This is a genomic window from Pseudomonas sp. PLB05 (assembly GCF_021106615.1).
In the GTDB taxonomy this organism is placed as follows: Bacteria; Pseudomonadota; Gammaproteobacteria; order Pseudomonadales; family Pseudomonadaceae; genus Chryseomonas; species Chryseomonas benzopyrenica.
Map to the genome: position 1 here is coordinate 1,065,977 of NZ_JAJOHO010000002.1, position 14,601 is coordinate 1,080,577.

A 14,601-nucleotide genomic window follows, 5' to 3' on the forward strand; every position below is an offset into this window, starting at 1 on the left:
AGCGCGACCGCTCCCGCAGGGCGCGATTTGATACCATTTGGCTTTTGCCAGGTAGCGCCCCCGCCATGAAACAGTACCTCGACCTGATGCGCCACGTGCGCGAACACGGCACCTTCAAGAGCGACCGCACCGGCACCGGGACCTACAGCGTCTTCGGCTACCAGATGAGATTCGATCTGGCCGAGGGCTTTCCCCTGGTCACCACCAAGAAATGCCATCTGCGATCCATCATCCACGAGCTGCTGTGGTTCCTGCAGGGCGAGACCAACATCCGCTATCTCAAGGACAACGGCGTTTCCATCTGGGACGAGTGGGCCGACGAGAATGGCGAACTGGGCCCAGTCTACGGCTACCAGTGGCGCAGCTGGCCGGCACCGGATGGTCGCCATATCGACCAGATCGCCGGGGTGGTGGACATGATCCGCGCCAAGCCCGATTCACGCCGCCTGATCGTCTCGGCCTGGAATCCGGCGCTAGTGGACGAGATGGCCTTGCCGCCGTGCCATGCGCTGTTCCAGTTCTATGTCGCCGATGGCCGCCTGAGTTGCCAGCTCTATCAGAGATCCGCCGACATCTTCCTCGGCGTACCTTTCAACATCGCCAGCTATGCGCTGCTGACCCTGATGGTGGCCCAGGTCACCGGGCTGCAACCGGGCGAATTCATCTGGACCGGCGGTGATTGCCACCTCTATGCCAATCACCTGGAGCAGACCGATCTGCAGCTGACGCGTGAACCGCTGCCGCTGCCGACCATGAAGCTCAATCCGGCGGTACAGGACCTGTTCGCCTTCCGCTTCGAGGATTTCGAGCTGGAAGGCTATCAGGCCCACCCGCACATCAAGGCACCGGTCGCGGTCTGACGCCGTGATCGCAGCGCTCAGGCGCTGCGGTCGTGCTCCAGCACCTCGTCCACCAGTTGCTCCGGCGACTGCCGCACGTCCAGCACCTGGGCCTCCAGGTGATCGGGCGCTTCCAGGGTGTCGAGCTGGCTCTGCAACAGCTTGGGATCGAAGAAGTGCCCACGGCGGCTGCCGATACGCTCGGCGAGCAGCTCCGGGGAGCCCTTGAGAAACAGCAGACGCACACCTTCGAGGCCGTTCAGCAGGCGATCTCGATAGACTTTCTTCAGCGCCGAGCAGGCGAACACCCGGGTAGTGCCCTCGGCCCGCGCCTGCTGCATGGCATCGTGGATGGCATCCAGCCAAGGCCAGCGATCCTCGTCGGTGAGGGCGATGCCCTTGGCCATCTTGTCCTTGTTGGCCTGGCTGTGAAAGGTGTCGGCATCGTCGAAACGACAGCCTAGTCGGCTGGCCAGGAGTTCGCCCAGGGTGGTCTTGCCACTGCCCGAGACGCCCATTATCAGATAGATCATCGTCGGTACTCCGCGTGAGGATTCGCCTCGTTATAGAGTCCCTAGAGCGGCGTTTGCTCCGGGGTCAGACGGCTGCTCCAGGTGGCGCCGATCGAGGCGGCGATGATGCAGGCGAGAGCGAACCATTGGGCGATACCCAGGATCTCGCCGAGGAACACCCAGCCGGAAAGGGCGCCCAGCGCGGGTTCCAGACTCATCAGGGTGCCAAAGGTCGAGGCCGGCAGGCGGGTGAGTACGACCATTTCCAGGGCATAGGGAATGGCCGTGGACATCAGAGCCAAGGCCAGTGCCAGTGGCCAGATTTCCGGTTGCAAGAGATTGCTGCCGCTGTGAACGAGGCCGATGGGGAGAATCACCAGGGCGGCGATGGAAGCGCCAAAGGCCACCGTGCCGGTGCCATGCACCGCGCCCGCGCGCTTGCCCAGCACGATGTACAACGCCCAGCAGGCACCGGCGCCCAGTGCCAGGCTGGTACCTAGGGGATCCAGCGCCGAGGCGTTGTGACCGAAGGGCAGGAGCACGGCCAGGCCAGCGACTACCAGGACGATCCACAGCAGGTCCAGCCAGCGGCGCAGGGCGCACAGCGCTACCACCAGGGGGCCGACGAATTCCAGGCCGACGGCGATGCCGATCGGCAGGCGCTGCATGGCCATGTAGATGGTCAGGTTCATCACGCCCATGGCGACGCCATAGCCCAGTAGACTGCCCAGCGCCTCGCGGCGGAAGTTGCGCCAGGGACGCAGCACGATCAGCAGGACCAGGGCGGCGAAGATCAGGCGCAGGGTGGTGACACCCACCGGGTCGAGGCGCAGGAACAGCGTCTTGGCCAGACTCGCGCTGGTCTGGATCGAGGTCATGGCGACCAGCAGCAGGGCGACGGCGAACAGCGGCGAACGGGCGGACATTGGCTGAGCTCAACAAGCGGGCCCGCCAGCATAGGTCATCCTATCTGTGCTGCAAGGATGGCTGCGACCTCAACGTGTTTTGGAGCGCAGATGCAGTTGCTCCGCGCCTTCGCGGTTTTCCCGGACCTGCTCGATGAAGCGCTGCTGCTCTTCGCGCTGGGCCACCTGCACGCATTGCGCGTAGCCCGCGTCCCAGCCCTGCTGATAGGGTTTCTCCGCGACGAAGCGGCGCGCATCCTTGTGTTCGTACCCTATGCCATTGACTGCCTGCTTGCCGGTCTGGCAGCCGTCGCTGAAGCCGTCGGCATAGGCCGGCGGATAGCCTTTGGCAATCAGTTGGTCGTGATAACTGGTGCAGGCCGCGAGCGCGGACAGCAGGAAGAACAGCGGAATGAAACGACGAGAGCCAGCCATGGGGCCTCCTCACGGGATCCTACGACTGATCCCCCTATAGAAAGCTTAGTAGGCGTCTGGTGAGAATTTCGTCAAAAAACGCTGGGGTCGGAAAATACCGACAGACGTCATGTCAGCCCCTTCGAACCGCTGCGTTTAAATACGCAGGGGAGCGCGGCTTGCCTTGCCTCCGCTGTCATCCCGGTCGCAGAATGCGGACACTGCTTGCATGCCTGACAAGGACTTACGATGCACGATCCCGTTGCGGCCGGTCTCCGGCTCGCTCCCGATGAGCTGACCCGCCCCTTCGCTCCCGAACAATTCTCCTTTGCCGATACCGATCAGCTCGAACCCTTCCGCGGCATCCTGGGCCAGGAGCGTGCGGTAGAGGCGCTGCAGTTCGGGGTGGCGATGCCACGGCCCGGCTACAACGTCTTTGTCATGGGCGAGCCGGGCACCGGCCGCTTCTCCTTCGTTCAGCGCTACCTCAAGGCCGAAGCCAAACGCCAGCCCACGCCGAACGACTGGGTGTACCTGAATCATTTCGAAGAGCCGCGCGCTCCCGGCGCCCTGGAACTGCCACCTGGTGAAGGCGAGGCCTTCGTGGCCGACATGGCGCAGTTCATCGACAACCTGCTGGCCACCTTTCCGGCGGTGTTCGAGCATCCGGCATTCCAACAGAAGAAGAACGCCATCGAACGTGCGTTCAATCAGCGCTACGACCAGGCCCTGGACGTGGTGGAAAAGCTCGCGCTGGAAAAGGAGATCGCCCTCTATCGCGATGCCAACAATGTCGCCTTCACGCCGATGAAGGAGGGCAAGGCGCTGGATGAAGCCGAATTCGCCCAGCTGCCCGAGGCCGAGCGCGAACGCTTTCACGCCGATATCTCCAGCCTCGAAGAACGTCTCAACGAAGAGCTGTCCAGCCTGCCGCAATGGCGGCGCGAGTCGAGCAACCAGCTGCGGGCGCTGAACGAGGACACCATCATCCAGGCCCTGCAGCCGCTCCTGGCGCCGCTGTCGGAGAAGTACAACGACAACCCCGGCGTCTGTGCCTATCTGCAGGCCATGCAGGTGGATCTGCTCAAGACGGTGGTCGAGCAGTTGGCCGACGACGCCAAGCCCGACATGCAGCGGCGCAAGGAACTGCGCGAGCAGTACGAGCCCAATCTGATCATCGGCCACCACGTCACCGGCGGTGCGCCCGTGGTGTTCGAGTCCCACCCGACCTACGACAATCTCTTCGGCCGCATCGAGTACCAGTCCGATCAGGGCGCGCTCTACACCAACTATCGCCAGCTGCGCCCGGGCGCCTTGCATCGTGCCAATGGCGGCTTCCTCATCGTCGAAGCCGACAAGCTGCTGACCGAGCCCTTCGTCTGGGACGCGCTCAAGCGTGCCCTGCATTCGCGCCAGCTGAAGATGGAATCGCCATTGGCCGAGCTGGGGCGCCTCACCGCCATGAGTCTGGCGCCCCAGCAGATCCCGCTGCAGCTCAAGGTCATCATCATCGGCTCGCGCAACATCTACTACACCCTGCAGGAGCTGGATTCGGACTTCCAGGAGATGTTCCGGGTGTTGGTGGACTTCGACGAGGAACTGCCGCTGCGTGACGAGAGCCTGGAGCAGTTCGCCCAGTTGCTAAAGACGCGCACCTCGGAAGAGGGCATGGCGCCCCTGACCTCGGCGGCCGTGGCCCGTCTGGCCACCTACAGTGCCCGGTTGGCCGAGCACCAGGGGCGGCTGTCAGCGCGTATCGGCGATCTCTTCCAGCTGGTCAGCGAAGCCGATTTCATCCGCCATCTGGCCGGGGACGAGCGCACTGACAAGGGCCATGTCGAGCGCGCGCTCAAGGCTAAGGAAACCCGCACCGGTCGCGTCTGTGCCCGGGTGCTGGACGACATGCTCACCGGGCTCATCCTCATCGACACCCAGGGCGCCGCAGTGGGCAAGTGCAATGGCCTGACGGTGCTGGAAGTGGCCGATTCCGCCTTTGGCATGCCGGCGCGCATCTCGGCCACCGTCTACCCGGGTGCCAGCGGCATCCTCGACATCGAGCGCGAGGTCAGCCTGGGTCAGCCGATCCACTCCAAGGGGGTGATGATCCTGACCGGCTACCTGGGCAGTCGCTATGCCCAGGAATTCCCGCTGTCGATCTCGGCCAGCATCGCCCTGGAGCAGTCCTATGGCTATGTCGATGGCGACAGCGCTTCCCTGGGCGAGGCCTGTACCCTGATCTCCGCGCTGTCGCGCACCCCGCTCAAGCAGTGCTTCGCCATCACCGGCTCCATCAACCAGTTCGGCGAGGTGCAGCCGGTCGGGGGCGTGAACGAGAAGATCGAAGGTTTCTTCCGCCTCTGCCAGGCCCGCGGCCTGACCGGCGAGCAGGGCGTGATCATCCCGCGCGCCAATGTCACCAACCTGATGCTCGACGAAACCGTGTTGGAAGCGGTCCGTGAAGGGCTGTTCCATGTCTATGCCGTACGTCAGGCGGACGAGGCTCTGTCGCTACTGGTGGGCGAGCCCGCCGGGGCGCCGGATGCCAAAGGTCGCTTTCCCGACGGCAGCGTCAATGCGCGCGTGGTACAGCGTCTCAAGGAAATCGCCGAGCTCGAGCTGGAAGATGAACTGGCCGACAAACTCAATGATAACTCCCAGGCAAAAGGGAAAAACAACGAAGCGGAGGAGAACTGAGGTCCAGGGGGCAGGTCGGATTTTGTACAAGGCGTCGCAGCCCAAGTAGCACGGCGCCCAGACCCGCTTGCCCCCTGTTGACCAACAGGGTTGTCCACAACCTCTGTGGATACCTCTGGCCCTAGGACCGGCGAGCATCGAGCGCTTCGAGAGGATGACGCCATGTCCCGCACCATTACCCTGATCCGCCCCTGCCTGGGCCTCGTCACCCGTATCGAATGCGAAATCAAGCCGCTCGGTCAGGAGCAGGGCCTTTGGACCCTGTTGTGCGCCGCTGGCCTCAACGGTCAGCAGCCTACCGCCATCAAGGCGCAGGGCCCCTTCCATGGTCCTAAGGCCGCTGAAGGTGTCATGACCGCCATTGCCGAGAACCTGGTCGAGCAGGGCTACATCCAGGTCGAAGAGACCCAGATCTGGCGCCTGCACATGCAAAGCGAGCTGCGCAAGATGAATGGCGAGCGTGCTCATCAGCAGGTGCGTTTCCAGGTCGGCCCCGACGCCTGAGTCAGGTACAACCTGCCGCATTGGTCCGCCTGCAACGCCCCGGTATACTCGCCCGGCCCTGGTAATCCGAGCGAGTATGCATGGAACGTCTGATCGAAAAAGCCCTTTACGCCTCCCGCTGGCTGCTGGCCCCAATCTATCTGGGGCTATCCTTGGCGCTGGTCCTATTGGCGCTGAAGTTCTTTCAGGAAGTCTTCCACGTCCTGCCGCATATCTTCGAGTCCACCGAGGCCGAGCTGATCCTGCTGGTGCTGTCGCTCATCGACATGGCGCTGGTGGGTGGTCTGCTGGTCATGGTGATGATCTCCGGCTATGAGAACTTCGTGTCCCAGCTGGATATCGACGAAGGGTCGGAAAAGCTCAGCTGGCTGGGCAAGATGGATTCGGGTTCGCTCAAGAACAAGGTGGCCGCCTCCATCGTCGCCATCTCCTCGATCCATCTCCTGCGCATCTTCATGGACGCTCAGAACACCAATCCCGAATACCTCAAGTGGTACGTGATCATCCACCTGGTGTTCGTGGTGTCTGCCTTTGCCATGGGCTACCTGGATCGTCTGACCAAGCACTAGGGTAGGGCAGCCGCTCGTCCGTTCCGGGCATCTCCGCTTACGCTTTGTGGATTGCGCCGCTGCGCTTGCCTGTCCTAGGTTGTCGAATGCTCACAGCTGCCAATCGACGTCATCCCGGATGTCGATCTCGACCCGGAGGTTCCCATGCAATTGCCGGAATTGACCCAGCGCGCCCAGGCCGGCGAGGTCCGTGAACTCAACCTGCTGTCCATCGAGGGCGGCTTCTATGTGCTCGAGGTGCTCACCCAGGACGGTCGCACGCGGCTGACCGGACGGGACGGGCACTTCTACCGCTTGGGCTCGGCCGCCCAGGCCCGCCGCCTGCTGGCCGATCTGCCGGCACTGCCGTGCTTTCTCATCCAGCACAGCGCCTACGACGAGATGGTCGGCATGGCGCCACGCTCGGCCGAGCCGCTGAAGATCCCGCTGAACTACCGGAACGCCTCTTGAGCGAGGGCGCCGTCCGGCGCCTGCTACCGGTCTTCGGCGATCAGCTGTCGCCCCAGCTGGCGTCCCTGCGCGACGCTGATCCCGCGCAGGACGTCTTGCTGCTCGCCGAGGTCATGAGCGAGGCCAGCTATGTGCCTCACCATCCGCGCAAGATCGCCCTGATCTTCAGTGCCATGCGCCATTTCGCCATCGAGATGCGCGCGCGTGGCTTCCAGGTCCACTACCGTACCCTGGACGACCCGGACAACCAGGGCTCGCTGCCGGCCGAGATCGCCTGCTGGGTCAGGGCGTCGGGCGCGCACGAGGTCCATCTGACCGAGACCGGCGAATGGCGACTGGAGCAGGCGCTGCACGGGCTCGATCTGGCGGTGCCTGTGCACTGGCACGGCGACGACCGATTTCTCTGCAGTCGCGCCGCCTTCGCCCGCTGGGCCGGAACCCGCACCGAATTGCGCATGGAGGCCTTCTACCGCGGCATGCGCAGGCGCCACGGCTGGCTGATGGAGGGACCAGACGAGCCTTGCGGTGGCGTCTGGAATCTGGACAAGGACAATCGCAAGGCGCTGCCCAGGGGCCATCCTGTTCCCGAGCCCTTCAGCTGTCCGCCCGATGCCTGTACCCAAGAAGTGCTCGAGCTGGTCGGGCAGCGCTTCGCTCACCACTATGGCCGGCTCGACGGCTTCGACTATCCGGTGACCCGCGCGGATGCCGAGCGCCTCTGGCGGCACTTCCTAGATGCAGGGCTGCGCGACTTCGGTACCTACCAGGACGCCATGGCCCGCGGCGAGCCCTATCTGCATCACGCCCGGATCAGTGCGGCGCTCAATATCGGGCTGCTGGACCTGCGCCAGCTCTGCGCGGAGGTGGATGCCGCTTATCGTGAGGGGAGGGTGCCGCTCAACAGCGCCGAGGGCTTCCTGCGCCAGCTGATCGGCTGGCGGGAGTATGTCCATGGCGTCTACTGGCTGCGCATGCCCGAGTATCGGAAGCTCAATGTGCTGGGCAATACCCGAGCGCTACCGGACTTCTACTGGACCGGAGCCACTGACATGGCTTGCATGCGCGAGGCCATCGGCCAGACTCTGGCGCTGGGCTACGCCCACCATATCCAGCGGTTGATGGTCACCGGCAATTTCGCCCTGCTGGCCGGTATCGCGCCCCAGGCCATCGGCGAGTGGTATCTGGCGGTCTACCTGGATGCCTTCGAGTGGGTCGAGCTGCCCAATACCCAGGCTATGGTGATGCATGCGGACGGCGGCTATCTGGCGAGCAAGCCCTATTGCGCCAGCGGCCAATACATCCGTCGCCAGTCCGACTACTGCAAGGGCTGCCACTACCAGGTCACGGAGGCACTGGGCGACAGGGCCTGTCCCTTCAACGCCCTCTACTGGCACTTCCTGATCCGCCATCGCGAGCGGTTCGCCCAGTATCCGCGCATGCTCAATCTCTATCGCAATCTCGACCGCCAGGCCCCGGAGCGGAAGCAGGCCCTCTGGCAGCGTGGCGAGGCTCTGCTGACGCGTCTCGACGCGGGAGAATCGCTATGAAGAAGGGTGACCTGCCCACCAAGCTCTGTCCGGTCTGCCAGCGGCCCTTCACCTGGCGCAAGAAGTGGGAGCGCAGCTGGGACGAGGTGCGCTACTGCTCCGAGCGCTGTCGCCGGCAGCGCGGCAACCTGGGCGGCGGCGAGCCAGGTTCCTGATGTGCTAGGCTCGGCTCCTTTTTTCACGATGGAAAGGCTGCTATGAACGACATCCTGCTCGATACCGACGAAGCTCGCGTCAGCTACGGCATCGGCCGCCAGCTGGGCGATCAGCTGCGCCAGAATCCGGTCCCCGGCATGCAACTGGCTGCCGTGCTCGCCGGCCTCACCGAAGCCTTCGATGGCCAGGATTCCCGGGTGGACGTCGAGTCGCTGAATGCCAGCTTCCGCGTCATCCGCGAGCATGCAGGCAGAAGCCCAGGCCAAGGCCGCCGCAGCGGCCCAGGAAGGCGTCGACTACCTGAAGGCCAACGCCGAGCGCCCTGGCGTCGTGGTGTTGCCGTCCGGTCTGCAATATGAAGTGCTCACCCAAGGGGAGGGCGCTACGCCAACTCGCGAAGACCAGGTACGCACCCACTACCATGGCACCCTCATCGACGGCAGCGTGTTCGACAGCTCCTACCAGCGCGGCCAGCCGGCCGAGTTTCCGGTCGGCGGCGTGATCGCCGGCTGGACCGAAGCCCTGCAACTGATGCCCGCCGGTAGCAAGTGGCGCCTGCATGTGCCCAGCGAACTGGCCTATGGCGCCCAGGGCGTCGGCGGCATCCCGCCGCACAGCGTGCTGGTGTTCGACGTCGAGCTGCTTGACGTTCTCTAACGCTAGCAGTCCAGGCATAGTGCCTCGTTTTCCGGGCGCAGCGCCAGGGCGTAGCTGAACAGGAAGACCTGGCGGATCTGCTCCTTCACCACCCGCGGTTCGCTGGAAGTGAGGCTGTGCAGATCCAGCTCGCCCAGGTCCTTGAGTTCTTCCAGGGCCGTCTCGTCCAACTCCGCGCAAACCTTGCCGGTTTCCCGATTGAGGATGCGCAGATAGGGATGAGGCCGGTCCAGCCAGGCGTCGATCAGATAAGTCATGGCAAGGCTCCTGCTGTGCTATTTATGAGAATAATTATTATTCAATAAATAGCAAGGGATTACCTGACTTTTTTGGTCGGACATGAAAAAGCCCGCGGTCTGGCGACGGCGGGCTCGATCGGTCGGCGCAAGCGTCAGTGAGTGCGGGCCACCGAGAAACGACCCAGGTCGGCGAGGGCGTCGCGATATTCGCTGGCGGGCAGGGCATCCAGGCAGGCGATGGCCCGCTCGGCGAATTCCTGCGCCTTGCGCGCCGTGTAGTCGAGGGCGCCGGCGGCTTCGACGGCGGCACGCACGCTTTCCAGGTCCTGGCTGCCGCCCTGGCGGATCGCCTGGCGCACCAGCGCCGCCTGTTCGGCAGTGCCTTCGCGCATGGTCACGATCAGCGGCAGGGTCGGCTTGCCCTCGGCGAGGTCGTCACCGACGTTCTTGCCCAGGGCCACGGCGTCGCCCTGGTAGTCCAGCAGGTCATCGACCAGTTGGAAGGCCACGCCCAGGTGATCGCCATAGCGGCGCAGGGCTTCGGCCTGCTCGGCGTTGGCGCCGGCCAGGATCGCCGCGCTGTGGGTGGAGGCTTCGAAGAGCATGGCGGTCTTGCCGCGGATGACCTCCATGTAGATCTCTTCGGTGGTGCTGGCGTCACGGATCTTCGATAGCTGCAGCACCTCGCCTTCGGCGATGACGCGGGTCGCCTGGGAGATGATGCGCATCACCTCCATGGAGCCCAGCGCCACCATCATCTCGAAGGAGCGGGCATAGAGGAAATCGCCGACCAGGACGCTGGGCGCATTGCCCCAGAGGGCATTGGCGGTGGAACGGCCGCGGCGCATCCCCGAGGCATCGACGACGTCGTCGTGCAGCAGGGTGGAGGTGTGCAGGAATTCGATGGTGGCCGCCAGCAGCTGCAGATCGTGGTCGGCGCGCCCGAGGGCCTTGCCGGCCAGCAGGACCAGCAGCGGACGCAGGCGTTTGCCGCCGGCGGAGACGATGTAGTCGCCAATCTTCTCGACCAGCGGCACGCGCGAGGTCAGCTGCTGGCGGATGATGCCGTCTACGGCGGCGAAATCGTCCGTCACCACGCGATAGAAGGACTGGGATTGCTGCGTCATTGAGAGGTGTCCACTGGAGGTCCGGGCAATATTCAGGCGGCCGGATGGCGCATGACCGCCAGACTATGCCCTAGGGACCGGCACCAGTGCCATGCCCAGGGATTGCCATCGCGCTCCCGCGGCTCGCCGCTCCTGCCGATTCGGCTGGGCACCGGCCCGGCATGGCCGCTGAACGAGGTTGCGCGGCATGCTAGGGGTGGGGTGGGGGACTGTCAAGGCGCGGGCGGGCGGCTCTTGCCTCCGGGCCTTGGCTTGCGTAGAATCGCGGGCCCTGAACATTCCTAGGGTTAACCCCCTGTCTTACGCAATTGCGCGGCGCTCCTTCCGGTCCCGTGCAGCCATGCCGGTCGACGATGCCTCTTATAAAGCACCGGGTGAGCAGGTTTAACGGAGATTTACCATGTCCTACGCAGTTATCGTTACCGGTGGCAAGCAATACAAGGTCGCCGAAGGCGAGTACCTGAAGGTCGAGAAGCTCGACATCGCCACCGGTGAAACCGTCACCTTCGACCAGGTTCTGCTGGTTGGCAACGGTGACGACGTCAAGATCGGTCTGCCGGTCGTTGATGGTGCCAAAGTGACCGCCGAAGTGACCGCCCAGGGCCGTCACGACAAGGTCACCATCATCAAATTCCGTCGTCGTAAGCATCACATGAAGCGTCAGGGCCACCGTCAGTGGTTCACTGAAATCAAGATCACTGGCATCCAGGCCTGATCTCGCCTCTAACGGAGAATTGACTCATGGCACACAAAAAAGCGGGTGGTTCTACTCGTAACGGTCGCGATTCCGAAAGCAAACGCCTTGGCGTGAAGCTGTACGGCGGCCAGGTCGTCAAGGCCGGTAACATCATCGTGCGTCAGCGCGGCACCCAGTACCATGCCGGTTACGGCGTGGGCCTCGGCAAGGATCACACCCTGTTCGCGAAAGTGGACGGCGTGATCAAGTTCGACGTGAAGGGCGCCTTTGGCCGTCGTTACGTGAGCATCGTCGCCGCCGCCTAAGGCCCGTGACGAAAGAAAAGCCCTGTCTACCCGACGGGGCTTTTTCGTTTGTAGTTAAGCTATTTCCTTGTTTGCAGCGGCCCGCGAGCGCGGGAGGTCCAGATGAAATTCGTCGATGAAGTATCCATACACGTAAAAGCGGGTGACGGCGGCAACGGCATGATGAGTTTCCGCCGGGAGAAATTCATCGAGAAGGGTGGCCCCAATGGCGGTGACGGTGGCGACGGTGGGTCGATCTGGCTCGAAGCCGACATCAACCTGAACACCCTGGTCGATTACCGTTACACCCGGCGTTTCACCGCGCAGAACGGTGAGAAGGGCGGGAGCACCGAGTGCACCGGCGCCAAGGGTGAAGACCTGGTGCTGCCGGTTCCCGTGGGCACCACGGTGATCGATGCGGCGACCCAGGAGATCATTGGTGACCTGACCCAGCCCGGTCAGCGCATCCGTGTCGTCCAGGGCGGCTGGCACGGCCTGGGCAACACTCGGTTCAAGTCCAGTACCAATCGCGCGCCGCGGCAGACCACCCCCGGCAAGCCCGGTGAAGAGCGTGATCTCAAGCTGGAGCTCAAGGTGCTGGCGGACATCGGTCTGCTCGGCCTGCCCAATGCCGGCAAGAGCACCTTCATCCGTGCGGTGTCGGCCGCCAAGCCTAAAGTGGCGGACTATCCCTTCACCACCCTGGTGCCGAACCTGGGCGTGGTCAGCGTCGGGCGTTTCAAGAGCTTCGTGGTCGCCGACATTCCGGGCCTGATCGAAGGCGCTTCCGAAGGCGCCGGTCTGGGGATTCGTTTCCTCAAGCACCTGGCGCGCACCCGGCTGCTGCTGCACCTCGTCGACATGGCGCCCCTGGACGAGAGCGATCCGGCCGAGGCTGCCGAGACCATCATCAACGAGCTGACCAAGTTCAGCCCGGCGCTGGGCGAGCGTGATCGCTGGCTGGTGCTGAACAAGGCCGACCAGCTGCTCGATGACGAGCGCGAAGAGCGCCTCAAGGCGGTGGTCGAGCGGTTGGACTGGCAGGGTCCGGTCTTCGTCATCTCCGCCCTGGAGCGGGAAGGCACCGAGCAGCTCTGCCAGGCGATCATGCAGTACCTCGACGAGCGTACCCTGCGCCTTGCCGAGGATCCGGCCTATGCCGAGGCGCTGGAAGAACTCGATCAGCGGATCGAGGACGAGGCGCGGGCGCGGCTGCAGGCGCTGGACGACCAGCGTGCGCTACGTCGTTCCGGGGTCAAGGCGGTGGACGATGCCGATGACGACTTCGATGACGAAGACGACGGCGACGGTCCGGAAATCTTCTACGTACGGTAAGAAAGGAGCTTGCCCATGCGTGATCAGGTGTCTGGCGCCCAGCGCTGGGTGGTGAAGATCGGCAGTGCTCTGCTGACCGACGACGGTCGTTGCCTGGATGGCGGGGCCATGGCCGGCTGGGTCGAGCAGATGGTGGCCTTACACCGGGCCGGCATAGAGCTGGTGCTGGTCTCTTCGGGGGCGGTGGCGGCCGGCATGAGTCGGCTCGGCTGGGCGCAGCGTCCGACCGCCATCAACGAGTTGCAGGCGGCCGCGGCGGTGGGGCAGATGGGGCTGGTGCAGGCCTGGGAATCCAGTTTCGCCGAGCATCAGGTGCAGACCGCACAGATCCTGCTGACCCATGACGACCTGTCCGATCGCAAGCGCTACCTCAATGCCCGCAGCACCCTGCGCACCCTGGTGAGCCTGGGTGTGGTGCCGGTGATCAACGAGAACGATACCGTCGTCACCGACGAGATCCGCTTCGGCGACAACGACACTCTGGCCGCCCTGGTGGCCAACCTGGTCGAGGCCGATCTGCTGGTCATCCTCACCGATCGCGACGGCATGTTCGACGCCGATCCGCGTAACAATCCCGACGCCAGCCTCATCAGCGAGGCGCGCGCCGACGATCCGGCGCTGGATCTGGTCGCTGGCGGTACCGGCGGCGCCCTGGGGCGTGGCGGCATGCAGACCAAGCTGCGCGCGGCTCGTCTCGCGGCGCGCTCCGGTGCCTATACCGTCATCGTCGGTGGCCGTATCCAGCAGGTGCTCAGTCGCCTGCAGCAGGGCGAGCAGCTGGGCACCCTGCTGTCACCCGAGCGCGGCCTGGTGGCGGCGCGCAAGCAGTGGCTGGCCGGGCATCTGCAGGTGCGTGGCACTCTGCGCCTGGATGCCGGTGCGGTGCAGGCCCTGGTGGGCGGGCATCGTAGTCTGCTGCCGGTGGGTGTGCGGGAGTTGGAGGGCAGCTTCCGGCGTGGCGAGATGGTCGCCTGCGTCGGTCCGGATGGGCGCGAAGTGGCGCGCGGTCTGGTCAACTACAGTGCGACTGAGGCGCGACGCATCCTGGGAAGACCTTCGGATGCCATCGTCGTCGAGTTGGGTTACGTCTACGAGCCCGAACTGATCCATCGGGACAATCTGGTCTTGGTCTGACGATCGTCGATCCTGGCGCCTCTTCGGGGGCGTTGGGTTCTCAAATCGCAGGCAATAAAAAACCGGCCTCGGCCGGTTTTTTATTCGAACGCTGATCAGGCGGCGGCGGGGGTAGCCAGGGCCTTGATGTGAGCGTTCAGGCGGCTCTTGTGGCGAGCGGCCTTGTTCTTGTCGATGATGCCCTTGTCGGCCATGCGGTCGATGACCGGAACGGCAGCGATATAGGCGGACTTGGCTTTTTCCAGGTCCTTGGCGTCGATCGCCTTGACGACGTTCTTGATGTAGGTGCGCACCATGGAGCGCAGGCTCGCATTGTGGCTGCGACGCTTCTCAGCCTGTTTGGCGCGTTTTTTGGCGGAGGGGGAGTTAGCCACCGTGGAGCTCCTTCGAAAAAGACTGTATTGGGTACAGAGCGAACTCTGTAGCGAGTACAGAGCTAAATTAAGGTCGCGAATCTTGACGCCCCTGGCGGCGGCTGTCAAGGCTGTCTGGATGGATATCCGGCTGGTCGCCGATGAAGTGCGTCGTTACACTCGAT

17 protein-coding genes and 1 pseudogene are annotated in these 14,601 nt (G+C 64.1%); 12 read left to right on the top strand and 6 right to left on the bottom strand.

All coding sequences use genetic code 11. The annotated features are described in order from the left end of the window. Window positions 1–65 precede the first annotated feature (65 nt). Entirely contained in the window at window positions 66–860 is a 795-nt protein-coding gene (locus LRS53_RS11570; protein ID WP_017640870.1) for a thymidylate synthase, read from the top strand. Between the two features lie 17 nt (window positions 861–877). Here the strand turns inward: LRS53_RS11570 and LRS53_RS11575 are convergent, their stop codons facing one another. The 3 genes from LRS53_RS11575 to LRS53_RS11585 form a co-directional block, all read right to left on the bottom strand. Beyond that, window positions 878–1,372, bottom strand: a complete 495-nt coding sequence (locus tag LRS53_RS11575) for a gluconokinase (protein WP_017640869.1) — start codon at window positions 1,370–1,372, stop codon at window positions 878–880. A 41-nt stretch (window positions 1,373–1,413) separates the two neighbouring features. After that, a complete protein-coding gene (locus LRS53_RS11580; protein ID WP_231355980.1) occupies window positions 1,414–2,277 on the bottom strand; it encodes an EamA family transporter in 864 nt (287 codons plus the stop codon). A gap of 69 nt (window positions 2,278–2,346) precedes the next feature. Then, window positions 2,347–2,691 (bottom strand): hypothetical protein, encoded by a 345-nt coding sequence (locus LRS53_RS11585; protein ID WP_017640867.1) that lies wholly within the window; start codon window positions 2,689–2,691, stop codon window positions 2,347–2,349. Between the two features lie 228 nt (window positions 2,692–2,919). Here LRS53_RS11585 and LRS53_RS11590 point away from each other — a divergent pair, with 228 nt between their 5' ends. The 7 genes and pseudogenes from LRS53_RS11590 (at window position 2,920) to LRS53_RS11620 (ending at window position 9,247) form a co-directional block, all read left to right on the top strand. Then, window positions 2,920–5,364: a Lon protease family protein gene (locus LRS53_RS11590; RefSeq protein ID WP_231355981.1), complete on the top strand. Its 2,445-nt coding sequence runs from the start codon at window positions 2,920–2,922 to the stop codon at window positions 5,362–5,364. A gap of 162 nt (window positions 5,365–5,526) precedes the next feature. Then, window positions 5,527–5,868 (top strand): PA4575 family protein, encoded by a 342-nt coding sequence (locus tag LRS53_RS11595; protein ID WP_007160783.1) that lies wholly within the window; start codon window positions 5,527–5,529, stop codon window positions 5,866–5,868. A gap of 80 nt (window positions 5,869–5,948) precedes the next feature. Beyond that, window positions 5,949–6,437, top strand: coding sequence for a TIGR00645 family protein (locus LRS53_RS11600; protein WP_017640865.1), 489 nt, complete (start codon window positions 5,949–5,951; stop codon window positions 6,435–6,437). Window positions 6,438–6,581: 144 nt separating this feature from the next. Then, entirely contained in the window at window positions 6,582–6,887 is a 306-nt protein-coding gene (locus tag LRS53_RS11605) for a DUF6482 family protein (protein WP_064308082.1), read from the top strand. Next, window positions 6,884–8,434 carry a cryptochrome/photolyase family protein gene (locus tag LRS53_RS11610; protein ID WP_231355982.1) on the top strand — a complete coding sequence of 517 codons (1,551 nt, stop codon included), beginning with the start codon at window positions 6,884–6,886 and terminating at the stop codon, window positions 8,432–8,434. The genes LRS53_RS11605 and LRS53_RS11610 overlap by 4 nt, the downstream gene beginning before the upstream one ends. After that, complete coding sequence (locus LRS53_RS11615; protein ID WP_231355983.1) at window positions 8,431–8,589, top strand: DUF2256 domain-containing protein; 159 nt, start codon at window positions 8,431–8,433, stop codon at window positions 8,587–8,589. The genes LRS53_RS11610 and LRS53_RS11615 overlap by 4 nt, the downstream gene beginning before the upstream one ends. Window positions 8,590–8,631: 42 nt before the next feature. Then, window positions 8,632–9,247, top strand: a pseudogene (locus LRS53_RS11620) (FKBP-type peptidyl-prolyl cis-trans isomerase). Window positions 9,248–9,249: 2 nt separating this feature from the next. Here the strand turns inward: LRS53_RS11620 and LRS53_RS11625 are convergent. Next, window positions 9,250–9,504, bottom strand: a complete 255-nt coding sequence (locus LRS53_RS11625) for a PA4570 family protein (protein ID WP_231355984.1) — start codon at window positions 9,502–9,504, stop codon at window positions 9,250–9,252. A 134-nt stretch (window positions 9,505–9,638) separates the two neighbouring features. Then, window positions 9,639–10,613, bottom strand: a complete 975-nt coding sequence (locus LRS53_RS11630; RefSeq protein WP_231355985.1) for a polyprenyl synthetase family protein — start codon at window positions 10,611–10,613, stop codon at window positions 9,639–9,641. 400 nt (window positions 10,614–11,013) lie between these two features. Between LRS53_RS11630 and rplU the strand changes: the two genes are divergently transcribed. The 4 genes from rplU (at window position 11,014) to proB (ending at window position 14,063) form a co-directional block, all read left to right on the top strand. After that, window positions 11,014–11,328 (top strand): 50S ribosomal protein L21, encoded by a 315-nt coding sequence (rplU, locus tag LRS53_RS11635; RefSeq protein ID WP_007160791.1) that lies wholly within the window; start codon window positions 11,014–11,016, stop codon window positions 11,326–11,328. A 26-nt stretch (window positions 11,329–11,354) separates the two neighbouring features. Further along, window positions 11,355–11,615, top strand: a complete 261-nt coding sequence (gene rpmA, locus LRS53_RS11640; RefSeq protein ID WP_007160792.1) for a 50S ribosomal protein L27 — start codon at window positions 11,355–11,357, stop codon at window positions 11,613–11,615. 102 nt (window positions 11,616–11,717) lie between these two features. Beyond that, the gene (gene cgtA / locus LRS53_RS11645) at window positions 11,718–12,929 is read left to right on the top strand and encodes an Obg family GTPase CgtA (RefSeq protein WP_017640857.1); all 1,212 of its coding nucleotides are present in this window, start codon (window positions 11,718–11,720) and stop codon (window positions 12,927–12,929) included. A gap of 15 nt (window positions 12,930–12,944) precedes the next feature. Continuing rightward, window positions 12,945–14,063: a glutamate 5-kinase gene (gene proB, locus LRS53_RS11650; RefSeq protein ID WP_160923903.1), complete on the top strand. Its 1,119-nt coding sequence runs from the start codon at window positions 12,945–12,947 to the stop codon at window positions 14,061–14,063. Between the two features lie 95 nt (window positions 14,064–14,158). On the opposite strand, the gene rpsT is transcribed toward proB, so the two are convergent. Continuing rightward, the gene (gene rpsT / locus LRS53_RS11655; RefSeq protein WP_017640855.1) at window positions 14,159–14,437 is read right to left on the bottom strand and encodes a 30S ribosomal protein S20; all 279 of its coding nucleotides are present in this window, start codon (window positions 14,435–14,437) and stop codon (window positions 14,159–14,161) included. Between the last annotated feature and the right edge of the window lie 164 nt (window positions 14,438–14,601).